The organism is Williamsia sterculiae, assembly GCF_900156495.1.
GTDB classification, from domain to species: Bacteria; Actinomycetota; Actinomycetes; order Mycobacteriales; family Mycobacteriaceae; genus Williamsia_B; species Williamsia_B sterculiae.
Genome location: NZ_FTNT01000008.1, coordinates 1 through 17,703, shown reverse-complemented (window position 1 = coordinate 17,703; position 17,703 = coordinate 1). Strand labels below are relative to the sequence as shown.

At 69.6% G+C, this 17,703-nt stretch carries 14 protein-coding genes; 12 read left to right on the top strand and 2 right to left on the bottom strand.

The window, feature by feature from the left end; all coding sequences use genetic code 11:
* The first annotated feature begins 5 nt into the window (after window positions 1-5).
* From BW971_RS13255 to BW971_RS13235, 5 genes are all read left to right on the top strand, one after another.
* On the top strand, window positions 6-1,844 hold the full coding sequence (locus tag BW971_RS13255) for a penicillin-binding transpeptidase domain-containing protein (RefSeq protein WP_076480352.1): 1,839 nt from the start codon (window positions 6-8) through the stop codon (window positions 1,842-1,844).
* Between the two features lie 84 nt (window positions 1,845-1,928).
* Window positions 1,929-2,792: a type I methionyl aminopeptidase gene (map, locus tag BW971_RS13250; protein WP_076480350.1), complete on the top strand. Its 864-nt coding sequence runs from the start codon at window positions 1,929-1,931 to the stop codon at window positions 2,790-2,792.
* A gap of 7 nt (window positions 2,793-2,799) precedes the next feature.
* Window positions 2,800-4,335 (top strand): cobyric acid synthase, encoded by a 1,536-nt coding sequence (locus tag BW971_RS13245; protein ID WP_407701223.1) that lies wholly within the window; start codon window positions 2,800-2,802, stop codon window positions 4,333-4,335.
* 313 nt (window positions 4,336-4,648) lie between these two features.
* Window positions 4,649-5,155 carry an RDD family protein gene (locus tag BW971_RS13240; RefSeq protein ID WP_076480346.1) on the top strand — a complete coding sequence of 169 codons (507 nt, stop codon included), beginning with the start codon at window positions 4,649-4,651 and terminating at the stop codon, window positions 5,153-5,155.
* A 310-nt stretch (window positions 5,156-5,465) separates the two neighbouring features.
* A complete protein-coding gene (locus tag BW971_RS13235; protein ID WP_234974401.1) occupies window positions 5,466-6,290 on the top strand; it encodes an alpha/beta fold hydrolase in 825 nt (274 codons plus the stop codon).
* Window positions 6,291-6,298: 8 nt separating this feature from the next.
* Here the strand turns inward: BW971_RS13235 and BW971_RS13230 are convergent, their stop codons facing one another.
* A complete protein-coding gene (locus BW971_RS13230; RefSeq protein ID WP_076480344.1) occupies window positions 6,299-7,729 on the bottom strand; it encodes a mycothione reductase in 1,431 nt (476 codons plus the stop codon).
* Complete coding sequence (locus BW971_RS13225) at window positions 7,726-8,781, bottom strand: alpha/beta hydrolase (protein WP_076480724.1); 1,056 nt, start codon at window positions 8,779-8,781, stop codon at window positions 7,726-7,728. The genes BW971_RS13230 and BW971_RS13225 overlap by 4 nt, the downstream gene beginning before the upstream one ends.
* Window positions 8,782-9,129: 348 nt before the next feature.
* Between BW971_RS13225 and mqo the strand changes: the two genes are divergently transcribed.
* The 7 genes from mqo to BW971_RS13190 form a co-directional block, all read left to right on the top strand.
* The gene (gene mqo, locus BW971_RS13220; RefSeq protein WP_083710022.1) at window positions 9,130-10,611 is read left to right on the top strand and encodes a malate dehydrogenase (quinone); all 1,482 of its coding nucleotides are present in this window, start codon (window positions 9,130-9,132) and stop codon (window positions 10,609-10,611) included.
* A gap of 13 nt (window positions 10,612-10,624) precedes the next feature.
* Window positions 10,625-11,092: a GNAT family N-acetyltransferase gene (locus BW971_RS13215; RefSeq protein WP_076480342.1), complete on the top strand. Its 468-nt coding sequence runs from the start codon at window positions 10,625-10,627 to the stop codon at window positions 11,090-11,092.
* Window positions 11,089-13,095, top strand: coding sequence for a VWA domain-containing protein (locus BW971_RS13210; protein WP_076480340.1), 2,007 nt, complete (start codon window positions 11,089-11,091; stop codon window positions 13,093-13,095). The genes BW971_RS13215 and BW971_RS13210 overlap by 4 nt, the downstream gene beginning before the upstream one ends.
* 9 nt (window positions 13,096-13,104) lie before the next feature.
* On the top strand, window positions 13,105-13,719 hold the full coding sequence (gene cobO / locus BW971_RS13205) for a cob(I)yrinic acid a,c-diamide adenosyltransferase (RefSeq protein ID WP_076480338.1): 615 nt from the start codon (window positions 13,105-13,107) through the stop codon (window positions 13,717-13,719).
* The gene (locus BW971_RS13200) at window positions 13,716-15,119 is read left to right on the top strand and encodes a cobyrinic acid a,c-diamide synthase CobB (protein WP_076480718.1); all 1,404 of its coding nucleotides are present in this window, start codon (window positions 13,716-13,718) and stop codon (window positions 15,117-15,119) included. Before cobO ends, BW971_RS13200 begins: the two co-directional genes overlap by 4 nt.
* A gap of 69 nt (window positions 15,120-15,188) precedes the next feature.
* On the top strand, window positions 15,189-16,454 hold the full coding sequence (gene cobA, locus BW971_RS13195; RefSeq protein ID WP_083710020.1) for a uroporphyrinogen-III C-methyltransferase: 1,266 nt from the start codon (window positions 15,189-15,191) through the stop codon (window positions 16,452-16,454).
* Window positions 16,455-16,527: 73 nt separating this feature from the next.
* Window positions 16,528-17,703 (top strand): MFS transporter (locus BW971_RS13190; RefSeq protein WP_076480336.1); only part of this gene is annotated, 1,176 nt, incomplete at its 3' end.

The following is a 17,703-nucleotide window of genomic DNA, read 5'->3' as shown; positions in this document are numbered from 1 at the left end:
AGTCGATGACCGTGCCACACCGACCTTCCCGACGGACGCTGCTGCGGTCGGCGATCACCGTCGTGTCGGTGGCCGTGCTGACGGTCACGGTGGTCTCCTGCTCCGAACCCGACGACGGGCCGCGGGCCGCCGCGGGAGCGTTTCTCGCCGACGTCGGCGCCCGACACACCGACCGCGCATCCGCCGACACCGACGACCCGACGTCGGCCCGCACCGCGCTCGACATGGTCTGGAACGGTCTCCAGGCGACCGCCATGACCGCGGACACCACCGCCTCGAAGATCACCGGCGACACCGCGTCGGTCACCGCCACCTACCACTGGACGCTGCCGTCGAAACAGGTCTGGACCTACCAGGCGACGCTGGCCATGGCGCGTACCGACAGCGGGTGGAAGGTGCGCTGGAGCAACGCCGACATCCATCCGGGACTCGGCTCCGGTCAGCAGATCGCCGCCCAGACCCTCGATGCGCCGATGGCGACGGTGAACGAGACCGACGGCACCGAGATCCTGCGGCAGGGTGAGGTGGTCGCGGTGCGGTTCGACGCGTCCGTGGCGGCGCAACGCGGATCCGTCGGCGACGCCGCGACCACGCTCGCCGAGCTGCTCACCCGGTACGACCCGACGCTGTCGGCGCAGAAGATCGCCGAGGAGTCCACCGCTCAACAGGGCCCGCACGTGGTCGCCACCCTGCAGTCGGGCGACTACGACAAGATCAGCGACCAGCTCGCGGCGGTCGCCGGTGTCGACGCCCGGCGCCAGGGCGACCTGCTGCCCACCGACCCGACCTTCGCCCCCGAGGTCGTCGGACAGGTGAAGAGTGTGGTGGCCGGCGAGCTCGGCGGGACCCCCGGTTGGCGGGTCGTCACGCTCGGGGTCAACGGGCAGGTCTCCGACGTGCTGGCGCAGACCGACCCGCGGCCTGCCCCCGCGGTGACCGTCGGACTGTCCCGACAGGTGCAGAACGCCGCGCAACGCGCCGTGGACGTGCAGAAGAAGCTGCAGACGATGATGGTCGTCATCCAGCCGTCCACCGGCCGATTGTTGGCCATCGCGCAGAACGAAGCCGCCACCAAGGCGGGACCGCTGGCCACGATGGGTCTGTACCCGCCCGGCTCGACGTTCAAGATGGTCACCTCGGCGGCGGCGTTCAACGCCAAGATGGTCACCCCGCAGACCACGGTCGGGTGTCCCGGTGAGGTCACCATCGGACAGCGCAGCGTGCCCAACTACGACGGGTTCGCGCTCGGTGACGTGCCGCTGCAGACGGCCTTCGCGCGGTCCTGCAACACCACCTTCGCGAAACTGGCCAGCGAGATGGGTCCGTCCGATCTGGCCCACGCGGCCACCGCCATGGGAGTGGGGCCGGGGTACGCCATCCCGGGGATGCCCGCCCAGTCCGGCAGCGTCCCCATCGCACCCGAATTGGTGTCGCGCACCGAGGACGGTTTCGGCCAGGGCAAGGTGGTCGCGACGCCGCTCGGGATGGCACTGGTCGCGGCAACCGTGCAGCACGGCACCACCCCGGTGCCGCAGCTGATCCTGAACCGACGCACCGAGGTCACCGGACCGCGCGCCGCCCTCGCCCCGGGAGTGCTGGACCAACTGCGGCCGATGATGCGGCAGGTGGTTGTCGACGGCACCGCCGACCGGATCTCCGATCAGGGCGAGGTGTACGGCAAGACCGGTGAGGCCGAGGTGCCCGGCGGATCGCATGCCTGGTTCGCCGGGTACCGCGGTGACATCGCCTTCGCCACCCTGATCGTGCTGGGTGGCAGCTCCGACTACGCGGTCGGGGTCACCCGCGACTTCTTCGCCGGGCTGCCCGAGGGCTACGGCCAGTGACGCTGCGGTAGCCGGACGCATCGGTGTCACCTGCGGCACCCGTGCCCGGTCTCACCCACCGGCAGCTGACCTATCCTGGTCGGCATGTCCGTACGTGCAGCCCTCCAGCCCGGTGAGGTGTCGCCCACCCTGCCGGTCCCGGTGACCATCCCGCGCCCCGAATACGCCTGGAAATCCCGGGTCAACGAGGGCCACGAGCCGTGGGTACAGACGCCGGAGACCATCGAGAAGATGCGCGTCGCGGGCAAGATCGCGGCCAATGCCCTCGCCGAGGCCGGTAAGGCCGTCGCCCCCGGCGTCACCACCGACGAGCTCGACCGGATCGCGCACCAGTACATGATCGATCACGGTGCGTATCCGTCCACGTTGGGTTACAAGGGTTTTCCCAAGTCGTGCTGCACCTCGCTGAACGAGATCATCTGCCACGGCATCCCCGACTCCACCGTGGTCGCCGACGGCGACATCGTCAACATCGACGTCACCGCCTACATCGATGGTGTACACGGCGATACCAACGCCACCTTCCTGGCCGGCGACGTCAGCCAGGAGCACGCCGACCTCGTCGAGCGCACCCACACCGCCACCATGCGGGCGATCAAGGCGGTGCGCGCGGGCCGCGAGCTCAACGTGGTCGGCCGGGTCATCGAGTCCTACGCCCATCGCTTCGGCTACAACGTGGTGCGCGACTTCACCGGTCACGGGATCGGGGAGACCTTCCACAACGGTCTGGTGGTACTGCACTACGACCAGCCGAACGTCGACACGGTGCTGGAACCGGGCATGGTGTTCACCATCGAGCCGATGATCAACCTGGGGTCGTTGGCCTACCAGATCTGGGACGACGGGTGGACGGTCGCCACCCAGGACAAGCAATGGACGGCGCAGTTCGAGCACACCCTGGTGGTCACCGAGGACGGCGCGGAGATCCTCACGCTCCCCGACGAATGACACGGGCATACCGGTGAGTTCCGGGGGAGCGGTGCTCATCGGCGGCACCACCTCCGACGCGGGCAAGAGCCTGGTGGTGGCCGGATTGTGCCGTTTGCTGGCCCGACGTGGGGTGCGGGTGGCGCCGTTCAAGGCGCAGAACATGTCCAACAACTCCGTGGTCACCCTCGACGGCGGGGAGATCGGCCGCGCGCAGGCTGCCCAGGCATTGGCCTGCGGGTTGGAACCGTCGGTGCGCTTCAACCCGGTGTTGCTCAAACCGGGCTCGGATCGTCGATCGCAGGTGGTGGTGCGCGGTGTCGCCGACGGGACCATCGGCGCCGCCGACTACCACCGCCGGCGTGCGGCGTTGGCGCAGGTGGTCGCCGACGACCTGACCGCGTTGCGTGCGGACTTCGACGTCGTGGTCTGCGAGGGCGCCGGGTCGGTCGCCGAGATCAATCTGCGCGACTCCGACATCGCGAACATGGGTCTGGCCGCGTCCGCCGACATCCCCGTGCTGGTGGTGGCCGACATCGACCGCGGCGGCGTACTCGCCCACCTGCTGGGCACCGTCGCGGCCCTCGAGCCCGACGACCAACGCCGCATCGCCGGGTTCCTGGTCAACAAGTTCCGCGGGGACCCCGCGCTGCTCACCCCCGGGCTCGACGAACTCGCGCGACGAACCGGACGGCCCACCCTCGGCGTGCTGCCGTACCTGTCCGACCTGTGGCTCGACGCCGAGGATTCGTTGTCCGTGCCGGTCGGGTCGACGGTGGGACCGGGTGGTGAGGCCCACGGTGAGGAGCGCTTGTCGGTGGCCGCGATCCGCTTGCCGCGGTTGTCGAACTCGACCGACCTGGAGGCATTGGCGTGCGAACCCGGTGTCGACGTGCGCTGGGTGGACGACATCGCCGCCCTGCACACCGCCGATCTGGTGGTGGTGCCGGGGACAAAGGCCACCATGTCCGACCTGGGGTGGTTGCGGGCGCGCGGTCTCGCCCGCGCGCTCGGCGACCGGGTGGCGGCGGGCAGACCGGTGCTGGGCATCTGCGGCGGCTACCAGATGCTGGGCCGTCGCATCGATGACGACATCGAGTCGGTGGCAGGCACGGTGCCGGGACTGGGGTTGCTCGATCTCGACATCCGTTTCGCCGCGGACAAGACGGTCCGCCAGGCCACCGGACGCGTCGGCGACCGGCCGGTGCGCGGGTACGAGATCCATCACGGCACCGTCGTCCGGAATGGTGATCCGGGCTGGCTCATCGACGACGACCGGGGGTCGGAGGGCAGCAGTCGCGGCCCGGTGTGGGGGACCCACTGGCACGGACTGCTGTCCAACGACGCGCTACGGCGTGACTGGTTGACGGAGGTCGCGGCCGCCGCCGGTCGTCATGGGTTCCGGGTGGCCGCCGACACCGACCACGGCGCCGCCCGACTCCGACAACTCGACACCCTGGCCGACCTGATCGAACAGCACGCCGACACCGACGCTATCGGCGAACTCATCACCCGCGGGACCCCCGCCGGATTGCCCACACTGCGGGTCGATCGACGGGGGTGACACAGGTCGATCTGGTGACCGATCTCGGTGACCGTATTGATGACCACAGCGTGAGATCCAGGTCGAGTCTCCACGGATGGACGCCGTGTTCGACAAGACGCGGGAGTTGCAGGACGAACAGAGTCGACCACGCCTCCTGCGGATGGACATCGACAGAGCGCAACATTCCGCCACTCAACCCCACCGGCTCGAACACGGTGGCGCCGGATCAGAACCGGGCGTGGGACTATGAACCGGATTCCGCAACGGCGGGGGTGCCCGCGGCGGGATCGTCCCGGCTCCCGAGGTGACCCGACAAGGAGGGTGCCCGACGATGACCGCAGCCGACGATGCTCGCCCGACGTATCCGACCGACCGTCGCGGCACACCGATCTACCCGCGGGACACCTACAGCCCGTGGTGGCGGCGGGGATGCGCCAGCATCATCGACAACGCCTTGACACTGATCATCTACGTGCCCGTCTGGATCGGCCATGCCCTGCATGTTGGGCAACCCTGGTCGACAGCGATGTACAGCATCCTGTTGGTCGCAGATGTTGCGTTCTGGGTGTGGAACAGTCTCATCCGGCAAGGCCGTAGCGGATCGTCACTGGGCAAACAATGGTGCGACATCCAGATCGTCGACACCGACACAGGCCAACCCATCGGCGCGATCGGCTGCCTCTACCGCACCCTGGTGCACTTCGTCGACAACATCGCCCTCGGATTGGGCTGGTTGTGGCCCCTATGGGGCAGACGCCGTCGAACATTCGCCGACATGATCGCCCGCACCATCGCCGTCCCCGCTCACGACACAACCGTTGTCGCCGCGTATCGCTGATGAGAGTGGTGGAAAAATTTCATCCCGGTGGCGGGGATCGCCAAAGGTCGACGTTGGTCAGGGTTTTCGCATCCGCGTGTCGGGGGGTGTGATGGGTCTGGGTACCGAGAACTCATCGGTATCGACGCCGTTCTGCAGTCCGACCAGCGAATGAGTGGCGCCTGTTGTTCGGCTCTGATCGCGGCGATGCGAGCCCCGGTGCCGGACGCTCCGGGAGCGGCCGGCACGCAAGCCGTCGGTGCCGGTCGCGGCGTCCACGCCATCTCGGGTTAGCGCGCTTCGCTGTGCGGCTCCCACGTAGGCTGACCGTGTGGACGAGCACGTGCAGAAGGTGACGGTCGACGACCTCGAGTTCGACGTCCGCGTCAGCGGACCCGAACGTGCCCCCACTGTGCTCCTGCTCCACGGATTCCCCACCACCGGCGCGTGTTTCGACGAGGTGGTGCCCCGACTGCACGACTCGGGCCTGCGCACCGTCGTCCCGGATCAACGCGGGTACAGCCCCGGTGCACGACCGACGGCGGTGGAGGCCTACCGGATCGACCTGCTCGTCTCCGACGCCGTCGGGATCCTCGACGCGGTGGGCGCCGGATATGCGCACGTGGTCGGCCACGACTGGGGCGGGCTCGTCGCCTGGCACCTCGCCGCGCGACACAGTGACCGGGTCACCGGGTTGGTGGCCGCCAGCACCGGGCACCCGTCGGCCTTCGCCTCGGTGGCGGGCGACCCCGACCAACGCAAGCGTTCGGCCTACATCCCCAAGCTGATCGCCCCGGAGGCCGAGGACACCCTCCTCGCCGACGACGCCGCGCGGCTCCGCGCGCTGGTACCCGACGACTCGGTGCTGCCGCTGACCGACCGCCCCGCGCTCACGGGAGCGCTCAACTGGTACCGGGCCAACCTGACCGCCGATCGGATCAAGACCGCGATGAGCTGCCCGCCGGTCGAGGTACCCACCACCATGATCTGGAGCGAGAACGACACCGCGCTCGGCCGGGACCAGGCCGAACGGAGCGGCCGGTTCGTGTTCTCCGATTTTCGCTTCTGTGCGCTGCCGGGGGTCGACCACTGGATACCGCAGCGCGCCCCGCAAGCACTGGCCAGCGAGATCGCGCTGCGCAGCGCCACCTTCTGAGGCCGGTCTCAGACCTCAGGCTTGGGGAGGTCCAACCCCAGCAGCGCGTTCTCCAGCACCTCGGGCATCGCCGGGTGGATCCAGTACTGGCCGCGCGCCATCTCCTCGGCGGGCAACCCGAACGTCATCGCCTGGATGGCGGGCTGTATCACCGTCGGTGCCTGCGGCCCGATGACGTGCACACCCACCAGACGGCCGGAGCGACGGTCGGCGATCACCTTGCACAGACCGGTGGTGTCCTCCATCGCCCAGCCGTAGGCCACGTCGCCGTAGTCCTGCACCTTGACGGTGATGTCCAATCCGGCGTCGTGAGCCGCAGACTCGGTCAGTCCCACGCTGGCGATCTGCGGGTGCGTGAACACCGCCGACGGCACCGGGCGGTCACCGAAGGCGACGAGGTCGTCGGCATCCCAGCCACGCAACACATTGGCGCCGACCACCCGGGCCTCGTAGTTGGCCACGTGTTTGAGCTGGTGGTCGGAACTGACGTCGCCCAGGGCCCACACATTGGACGACGGCACCCGCCCGTACCCGTCGACCGGCACCCGGCCCCGGTCGTCGAGTTCGACGCCGATGGTCGACAGGTCGAGTGTGTCGGCGTTGGAGATCCGACCCGCGGCCACCAGGAGGGCGTCGCCGGTGACCTCGGTGCCGTCGGCCAGGCTCACCGCGATCACCCCCTCGTCGCGCTGGGAGACCTGGGTGACCTGCGCGTCCAGATGCACGTCGAACCGGTCGCGGGCGATCTCGGTGAACCTGTCGGAGATTGTCTCGTCCTGAGTGCGCAACAGTCGCCCGCTGCGTCCGATGATGGACACCTCGCTGCCCAACGACCCGAAGACGTGCGCGAACTCGGCGGCGATGTACCCGCCGCCGACGATGATCAGGTGTTCGGGGAGTTCGGCGAGACGCATCACATCGTCGTTGGTGTGGAATGGCACCCCGCTGCGGGCGATGACGTCGGGGATGACCGGCCGCGACCCGGCGGCGATCACCACCTGTTTGGCGGTGATCTCGTCCCCGGACTCCGTCCGCAGCCGGTGATACCCATCGTCTGTGGACCCCACGAACCGCACCTCGCTGCGGTACAGGGTGACGTTGGGACTGCGGTGGGCGCGATAGTCCTCGCCGCCCGCGGTGATCGGGTCGATACGTCCGAACACCCGGTTCACGATGTCGCGCCACCGCACCTTGTTCACCGACGCGTCGATACCGTAACGCTCGGATTCGCGGATGGTCTCGGCCACCTCGGCCGCGTAGACGAACATCTTGGTCGGGATGCATCCGACGTTCAGGCAGGTGCCACCGAAGACACCCTTCTCGAACATCGCCACCCGCAGGTCGGCGTACCGGTCGTCGATGAAGGTGTTACCGCTGCCGGTGCCGATCACGGCGACGTCGACGACGGTGTCGTCGGAGGTGGGACCGGAGCCCGTCATGCGCTCGCCCCCTCGCTGTCGACGACCCCGACCGACCGGGTGGTGGCCGACAGCCACCGGTCGAGTTCGCGGTAGGCCGCCTCCCGCGGCTCGGTCAGCGAGAGGAACACGTCGTGGCGGGCGCCCGGGATCGGGACCACGGTCACCCGCTTGCCGACGCAGCCGCTCCACCGGGCGATCTGCGCCACGTCGAGGACGGCGTCGGCCCGGTCCACCTCCGGACGGTAGCTCCCCGTGAACAGGGTGGCGTCCGAGCGCAGGACCAGCGACGGCACCCCCACGTCGAGCCCGCGGTGCAGTCGGGCGTGGCCGTGCCGAACCGCGCTGAGGAACCCGAATGTCACCGGGAAACCCGTCAGCGGCTTGAACGCAAGGTCGTAGTCCCACTCGCCGTGTACCGACCGGTGGATGCTCTCCCCATAGGCCTGCGACAACTCCTTGGGTACGACGCGTGTGCCGTCGACCTTGCCGACCGCGTTCACCAACACCGTGCCCACGCTGCGCAGATAGGCCTCGCCCTGCAGGTCGAACCACGGGCTGTTCAGCGCCAGCCCGCTGATACGGGCATGGCGTTCGGCGTCGGTGCGCCGCAGCCGGTCGAGCCAGAGCGCGGTGATCAACCCGCCCGTGGAGTGCGCGGCCACCAGTACCGGTCCACCGGTCTCGGCGATCACCCGGTCCAGCGCGGCCCCGAGTTCGGTGTCGTAGGCCTCGAGATCGGTGATGTAGTGCGGGGTCTGACCCTCGCGCAGCGACCGTCCGCATTTGCGCAGGTCCAGCGCGTAGAACGTGAACCCGCGGTCGTCGAAGAACTCGGCGAGCGGGCGTTGGAAGAAGTAGTCGGTGAACCCGTGCACGTAGAGCACCGCGGGCCCCGGTGGGGGCTCCGCACCGGTCGGGGTGTGCCGCACCAGGGTCGCGACGATGTCGCCCTCGTCGTCGGGATCGCGGCCCAGGTCGATGGTCAGGGATCGGTAGTCCGGACCGAGGATGTCGGGTTGCCAGCCGGTGCCTGCGGCCGGCCCTGCCGGGGGCTCGGTGCCCTCGACCACCTCGTCGAGGGCGGGTGCGGTCACGTCGGCAACCGGACCTGCCTGGTCAGCGGGCTGTTCGTCACCGGTCGGGTGTGAAGTGGGGGACACCCGGACAACTCTACTGAGCGGGCGGTGACCGTCGACCACGATCCTCGCGGTGCGTTTGCCCACACGGGCTTCATCGGTCGCCCGGCGATGAGGAACAATGGGTGAACCGCTGACAACGACGGTCGACGGATCTGGGTGAGGAGTGATCTGGTGGTGGCTGGGACGAACGGCACGGGCACGAACAGCACGGTGTCGAACAAGACGGGGCCGACATCGGGTGTCATCAAGTCCGATGTGGTTCTCATCGGCGCGGGCATCATGAGCGCCACCCTGGGGTCTCTCATCCGGCAGTTGCAGCCGGACTGGACCATCACCATGTTCGAGCGACTCGACGCCGCGGCCGCGGAGAGCAGCGACCCGTGGAACAACGCGGGAACCGGACACTCGGCGCTCTGCGAACTGAACTACACCCCGCAGGCCGCCGACGGCTCGGTCGACATCGCCAAGGCCGTCACCATCAACGAGCAGTTCCAGGTGTCGCGCCAGTTCTGGTCACACGCGCTGGAACACGGCGTACTCAGCTCGGCCAGCGAGTTCATCAACCCCATCCCGCACGTCAGCTTCTGCCACGGAGCCGACGGCGTGGAGTACCTGCGCAAGCGGCAGGCGGCGCTCGCGGCGAACCCGTTGTTCGCCGGGATGGAGTTCATCGACGACGACGACGAGTTCGCCCGCAGGCTGCCGTTGATGGCGGCAGGACGCAACTATGCCGACCCGGTCGCCCTCAACTGGTATGACGGCGGCACCGACGTCGACTTCGGTGCTCTCACCCAGGAGTTGCTCAACTACGTCGGCAAGAGCAGCGACATCTATTTCGGTCACGCGGTCACCGGGTTGTCCAAGCAGTCCGACGGCAGCTGGGTGCTCAAGGTGGTCAACCTGCGCACCCACGAGAAGCTCACCGTGCACGCCGCCTTCGTCTTCGTCGGCGCAGGGGGCGGTGCGCTGCACCTGTTGCAGAAATCGGGCATCGAGGAGATCAAGGGGTCCGGCGGGTTCCCCGTCAGCGGCGCGTTCTTCCGATGCACCAATCCCGACCTCGTCAACGAACACCACGCCAAGGTCTACGGCCGCGCCGCGGTCGGAGCCCCACCGATGTCGGTGCCGCACCTCGACACCCGCGTCATCAACCACAAACCAGGTCTGCTGTTCGGTCCGTACGCCGGCTGGTCGCCCAAGTTCCTCAAGTCGGGTAAGTGGAGCGATCTGATCACCTCGGTGAAGCCGGGGAACGTGGTGCCGATGATGTCCATCGCCCCCAAGGAGTTCGGACTGCTCAAGTACCTGATCTCCGAGCTGGCCGCGAACGAGCACGACCGGGTCACCACGCTCTCGGAGTTCGTGCCGCTCGCCGACGGTACGGACTGGGAGCTCATCACCGCGGGTCAGCGCGTGCAGATCATCAAGAAGGACGGCAGGGGTGGCAGTCTGCAGTTCGGCACCGAGGTGGTCAACGCGGCCGATGGCACCATCTCCGGTCTGCTGGGGGCCTCACCCGGTGCCTCCACCGCGGTTCCCGCGATGATCGACGTGCTGAAGAAGTGCTTCCCCAAGCACTTCGAGTCGTGGCGGCCGGCGTTGACCGAGATGATCCCGTCGTTCGGACAGAAGCTGTCGGACAACCCGCGGTTGTTCGGTGAGATCTGGTCGCATACGTCGAAGGTGCTGGAGCTCGGCGGCACTCCCGCCGACCAGCCCGTGGATCACAGCGCGCACGTGGCGTCGCCCACCACGGTGTGATAGTCACAAGGTCATGACCGCCACCGCAACGCTGCACCGCAGCTGGGCCCGCGACCTGGACACCACCACGCTCTACGACATCCTGCAGCTGCGGGTCGACGTGTTCGTGGTCGAACAGGCCTGCCCCTACGCCGAACTCGACGGCAAGGACCTGCTGGGGGACACCCGGCACCTGTGGTTGGAGCACGACGGGCGGGTCATCTGCACCTTGCGACTGCTCGAAGAACACCAGCAGGGCAAGACATTCCGCATCGGGCGGCTGTGCACCGAGCGGTCCGAACGCGGCCAGGGTCACACCACCAGGCTGTTGCAGACCGCTCTGGCCGAGGTCGGTTCGGATCCCTGTCTCATCGACGCCCAGACGTATCTGGTGGACATGTACGCCAAACACGGGTTCGCGCCGGAGGGGCCGGAGTACGTGCTCGACGGCATCCCGCATGTGCCGATGCGCCGTGGCGGCGGCAAGCCCTGGCAGTCGTGACGACGACGGACCACCCGAATCCCGCCGGTCATCCGGAAAGCTCCGCCCCGGTACGGTTCCCGTTCAGCGCCCTGGTCGGTCAGGATGCGCTCAAGCGTGCATTGGTGCTCAGTGCCGTCGATCCCGCCATCGGTGGTGTGCTCATCCGCGGCGAGAAGGGCACCGCGAAGTCCACCGCGGTCCGTGGTCTGGGGCGGCTGCTGGCCGGCGCAACCGCCGCAGCGCGCCCTGGCGCGTCGACGGTGGTGGAACTCCCCATCGGGGCCACCGAGGACCGGGTGGTCGGGTCCATTGATCTCGAAAGTGCGCTGCACGAGGGGCGGGCGACGTTCTCCCCGGGGCTGCTGGCCCAGGCCGACGGCGGGATCCTCTACATCGACGAGGTCAACCTGCTCGCCGACCACCTCGTCGACGTGTTGCTCGACGCCGCGGCCTCCGGCCACGTGGTGGTCGAGCGCGACGGGGTGTCGGCCTCGTATCCGTCGCGGTTCGTGCTGGTGGGCACGATGAATGCCGAAGAGGGCGAGCTGCGTCCGCAGTTGCTCGATCGGTTCGGCCTGGCGGTCGACGTGTCCGCCCCCGACGACGTGGACACCCGCGTGGAGGTGGTCACGCGGCGGCTGGCCTTCGACGCCGACCCGGTTGCCTTCGACAACGCTTATGCCGCACAAGACGATTCGGTGTCCGCGGCAATCGTCGCCGCGCGCGAGTCGCTACCCGCGGTGCAGCTCGGCATCACCGAGCTCCGCCGGATCGCGGCGATCTGCGCCGATCTCGGGGTCGACGGCATGCGCGGCGACATCGTGGTCGCCCGCGCCGCCCGCGCTCACGCCGCCTGGCGTGGGGCGACCGCGGTCACCTCCGACGACGTCCGTGCCGCGGTGGAACTGGCTCTGCCGCATCGTCGTCGCCGCGACCCGTTCGACGCACCCGGGTTGTCGGACGACGAGGTCGACGACCTGATGGAGTCCGCATCCACACAGGTCGACGAGCCCGCCCGGGCGGACCCACCCGGGGACGCCGCGGCCGCACCCGACCCGGTCGACCCCGATGACGATCCGAACGGACCGGGCGGTGGTGCGCCCGCGCCCGGTCCGCAGGCCCCGCCACCGGCCGGTCCGACGACCGCGCAACAGAGCCCGGACACCAGCTCCGACGACGACCGCGCGCCCGCGCCGTCCGGTGCGTTGCGCATCCCCGACCAACAGGGTCGCCTCGGCGGCGGGGTGGGTCGGGCGCTGCGCGCCCGCGGACTGGGGGAGGGTGACCCGGGTAGGCGCTCACCGGCTCGCACCCGTCGCGGGCGGGCCATCCGCGGGGTGGTCGACGGGGGGACCGGCGTCCATCTGCCCGCCACGGTGTTGGCCGCGGTGGAACGCACCGCGGGGGTACCGCGTCCCGACGGCCGGGTGCGGATCGCCCCCGGCGACCTGCGGTCGGCGCAACGAGTGGGCCGGGAGGGAAACCTGGTGGTCTTCGCGGTGGACCTGTCGGGGTCGATGGCCGCGCGACGCCGACTCGACGCCGTCACCGCGGCCTGCGTGGACCTGCTGCGCGACTCCTACCAACGCCGTGACCGCGTCGCGGTGGTGGTGTTCCGTGGTGACGCGGCCGAGGTGGCCGTGCCACCGACCGGGTCGGTGGACGTCGCGGTGCGCCGACTGACCGGGTTGCGCACCGGTGGTCGTACCCCGTTGGCCGAGGGACTGCTCGCCGCCGACGACGTCATCCGCCGGGCCGCGGTCGGCGACCCGCACCGACGGCCGATCCTGGTGGTGCTCACCGACGGCCGGGCCACCGCGGGTACCGACCCGCGCGGCCGGGCCGACACCGCGGCCGACCGGCTCCGCGAACGCGGGGCCACGGTGGCCGTGGTGGACTGCGAAGAGGGTTTCGTCCGCCTCGGACTGGCCGGGGCGCTGGCCGCGCGACTGCGCGCCACCGTGTTACGTCTGGACGACCTCACCGGCACCACCTCGCGTTCCTCGCGGATCGCGGCATAGGGTCGCGCCATGCCCCGTGGAGTTCCCGCGGTCATCCCCGACGACGGGCTGACCACCCGCCAACGTCGCAACGCGCCCGTGTTGGCGGTGCACACCGGCGACGGCAAGGGCAAGTCCACGGCCGCCTTCGGGATGGCCGTCCGGGCCTGGAACTCCGGGCTGTCCATCGGTGTCTTCCAATTCGTGAAAAGCGCCAAGTGGCGGGTCGGCGAGGAGACGGTGCTCACCCGACTCGGCAGGTTGCACGAAGAGACCGGCGAGGGTGCGCCGGTGGAGTGGCACAAGATGGGGCAGGGCTGGTCGTGGATCCGCCACGACGCCGACGTCACCGATCACGCCGAACAGGCCGCGGCCGGGTGGCGGGAGATCCGTCGCCGACTGGCGAACGAGGTCCACGACTTCTACGTGCTCGACGAGTTCACCTACCCACTGAAGTGGGGATGGGTGGACACCGGCGAGGTGATCGAGACGTTGACGACGCGCCCGGGCCGTCAACACGTCATCATCACCGGTCGCGACGCGTCGCCGGAACTGATGGACGTCGCCGACCTGGTCACCGAGATGCACAAGGTGAAACACCCGATGGATGCGGGCCGTAAGGGGCAGAAGGGGATCGAGTGGTGACGGCCGCACCCGCCGTGGTCATCGCCGCCCCCGCGTCGGGTAGCGGTAAGACCACGGTGGCCACCGGTCTGATGGGTGCGCTGGGCCGGGCCGGTCACCGGGTCGCGCCGTTCAAGATCGGCCCGGACTACATCGACCCCGGATATCACACGCTGGCCGCGGGCCGTCTCGGTCGCAACCTCGACCCGGTGCTCGTCGGGGAGGAGCTCATCGGCCCGCTGTACGCCGCGGGAACCGCCGACGCCGACCTCGCGGTCGTCGAGGGGGTGATGGGACTCTTCGACGGTCGCATCGACGAACACGGTGCCATGTCCGCCGCCGAGGGATCGACCGCACGGGTCGCCGCCCTGCTCGGTGCACCGGTCATCCTCGTCGTCGACGCCGCCGGACACAGTCAGTCGATGGCCGCGCTGCTGCACGGCTTCGTCTCCTTCGACGCGGCCGTCGCCATCGGGGGTGTCATCTTCAACCGGGTCGGTTCGGCCCGCCACGAGTTCGTGCTGCGGCAGGCCGCGCAACGGGTGGGACTGCCCGTGTTCGGGGTGATCCGCCGCGACATCGCGCTGGCCGTCCCCTCCCGACACCTCGGCCTGATCCCGGCCGCCGAACGTCGACCCGCGGCACAGAACGCCGTCACCGCGATGACCGACCTCATCGCCGACGGACTGGACCTGCCCGGCATCGTCGCGACCGCACGCACCTCGGTCGCCGCGGCGCCCTGGTCCGCGACCGACGCCGTCGCCCATCACATCGCGCGCACGCCGGAGGCCGCCCGACCGGTGGTCGCGGTGGCCGGTGGTGCGGCGTTCACGTTCGGTTACGCCGAACAGGTGGAACTGCTCACCGCCGCGGGCGCCGACGTGGTCGCCTTCGACCCGCTCACCGACCGCCTGCCCGCAGGCGCCTGCGCGGCCGTCATCGGCGGTGGCTTCCCCGAGGAGTACGCCGAACAGCTCGCCGCGAACGAACCGCTGCGCGCCGACCTGCGTGCGCTCGCCCACACCGGCCGCCCGATCTACGGCGAATGCGCGGGACTGCTCTATCTCGCGCACGAACTCGACGGCCACCCGATGGCCGGGGTGCTGCCGGTGCGCGGGATGTTCGGCGATCACCTGACGCTCGGTTACCGCGACGCCGTCGCGGTGACCGACTCCTGCTTCTTCCGGGCGGGCACCCGGGTCACCGGCCACGAGTTCCACCGCAGTGTGGTGCTGCGGGACCCGGCGGAGACCGCCGACGACGCCTGGGGATGGCGTGCGGGCGCCCGAATGGTCACCGACGGGGTGATTCGCGGGTCGGTGCTCGGGTCGTATCTGCACCTGCACCCGGCCGCGCATCCGGGACTCATCGCCGGATTGGTGCGGGCGGGTCGCGGCGCGACCGCCGACATCCGCGACTGAACGTCGGGCGGTCCGCGACGGGTGACGCTGCCGTCGGGCGCGTCGCTGCCGCTCGGTACCGTTCACGACATGCCCGAACCGACCCCGACGACCCCTGGTGGCCCGGATCCCGACGGTCACCACACCGGTGAGCAGTACATGGTGGGGCTCGACCTGCACGGTCGGCGGGTGGTGATCATCGGCGGTGGCTCGGTGGTGCAACGACGGCTGAGCACGCTGGCCTCCAGCGGCGCCGACATCCACGTCATAGCGGTAGATCCCACCCCGACGGTCGAATCGTTCCCCGGCATCACCGTGCAACGGCGGGCCTACCGTCCCGGTGACCTCGCCGAGGCCTGGTATGCGCTGGCCTGCACCGACGATCCCGAGGTCAACGCACAGGTGGTCGCCGAGGCCGACTCCCGCCGCATCTTCTGCGTCCGGGCCGACGACGCCCGATTCGGCAGCGCCGCAACCCCGGCGTCCGTCCGGCACGACGGGGTCACCGTCGGGGTGCTCGCCTCCGGTGACCACCGGCTCTCGGCCGCGATCCGCAGGGAGATCAGCAGACAACTTCTCGACGGCAGCCTGGAGTCGTCGGTGGAGACCACTCACCCTCCCGGGGTCGCGCTGGTCGGTGGCGGTCCGGGCGATCCCGAACTCATCACGGTGCGCGGTCGGCGGTTGTTGGCCGCCGCCGACGTGGTGGTCGCCGACCGGCTGGGCCCGGCGGCACTGCTGTCGGAACTGAGCCCCACCGTCGAGATCATCGACGCCGCCAAGGTGCCCTACGGGCGGGCGATGAAGCAGGAGGCGATCAACCAGGTCCTCATCGACCGGGCCCGCGCGGGTAAGTTCGTGGTCCGGCTCAAGGGTGGCGACCCGTACGTCTACGGCCGCGGATTCGAGGAGCTCGCCGCCTGTGTGGACGCGGGGGTGCAGGTGACGGTGGTTCCGGGTATCACCAGCCCGATCTCCGCACCTGCCGCCGCAGGTATCCCGGTGACCCATCGCGGCGTCACCCACGAGGTGGTCATCGTCTCCGGACACCTGCCGCCCGGTCACCCGGATTCGCTCGTCGACTGGGATGCCCTCGGCAAGCTGCGCGGCACCGTGGTGCTGATGATGGCGGTGGAGCGGCTCGACGCCTTCGCCGCGGCGCTGATCGCCGCGGGCCGTGACCCGCAGACGCCGGTGGCGCTGATCGAGAACGCGTCGCTGCCCACCCAGCGGCGTATCCGGGCCGTCCTCGGTGACGCCGCCCGTGTCGGACGCGAGCGCGGGCTCACCCCGCCGGCGATCGTCGTGATCGGCGCCGTCGCGGCCTTCGACGCCGCGACCGGTTCCACCGGCTGACCGGACGTCGGCCGCTCATCGGTGCGCCACGGGATTGTGACGCCGCCACCGCTGAGCGGTACCGTCGACATCCATGTCCGCCACCGAACATCCGCCGGTCACCACCGGGCTGACCCGCGTCTTCGGCGCGCCCATCTTCGTCCTCGGCGGGATGCAGCTGCTCGTGGTGCTCGACGGGACGGTCGTGGCGCTGGCGCTGCCGCGCATCCGGCACGCGCTCACCCTCAACGAGTCCGGTGGCAACTGGATCATCACCGCCTACGTACTCGCCTTCGGTGGGTTGATGCTGCTCGGCGGTCGCCTCGGTGACACCTTCGGACGCAAACGGATGTTCGTCGGTGGTGTCGCGGCCTTCACCGCGACCTCCCTGCTGTGCGGCCTGGCGTGGGACCCCTACAGCCTGATCGTCGGTCGCGCGATGCAGGGCGCGGCCGCCGCGATCGCCGCACCGACGGCGATGGCCCTGGTGGCGACCACGTATGCGCCGGGGAAGGCGCGGAGTCAGGCGTTCGCCATCTACGCCGCGATGACCGGTATCGGCTCGGTGGCCGGTCTCATCGCCGGTGGCGTGCTCACCGAGGTCAGCTGGCGACTGGTGTTCCTCATCAACGTGCCGATCGGCGCGCTGGTCGCCGTCGGCGGTGTCATCTGGTTGTTCGAGTCGCAGGGCGCGCGACTGTCCCTCGACGTGAAGGGTGCGGTACTCGCGACCGCGGCCTGCACGCTGTTCGTGCTGGCGGTGAACGAGGGGCCGTCGGTGGGATGGAGCAGTCTTCAGGTGGTCGCGGCGTTCGCGTTGGCGCTGGTCGCGGCGGTCACCTTCGTATGGGTGGAGCGGCGGGCGCACAACCCCATCCTGCCGCTGCGCCTGTTCAGCAACAGCAGTCGCGTCGCGGCCCTGCTGGCCATCCTGCTGGCCGGCGCGATCATCATGTGTATGGCGGTGTTCATCTCGCTCTACCTCCAGGGCGTACTGAAATACTCACCGATCCAGAGCGGACTCTCGGTGGTGCCGTTCGCCTTCGGCCTGGGCGTGGCCGCCGGGGTCGCCTCCAAGTTGGCGTTGAGGATCCAACCGCGCTGGCTGGTGGTGGCCGGTGGGGCGGTGATCCTCGCAGGATGCCTGTACGCCGCGAGTGTGGCCACGTCGTCGCCGAGCTACTTCCCGCAGATCGGACTGACCGTCGTCGTCATCGGCGCCGGAGTCGGCCTGGCCGTGATCCCACTGACCCTGTCGGTGGTCGCCGGC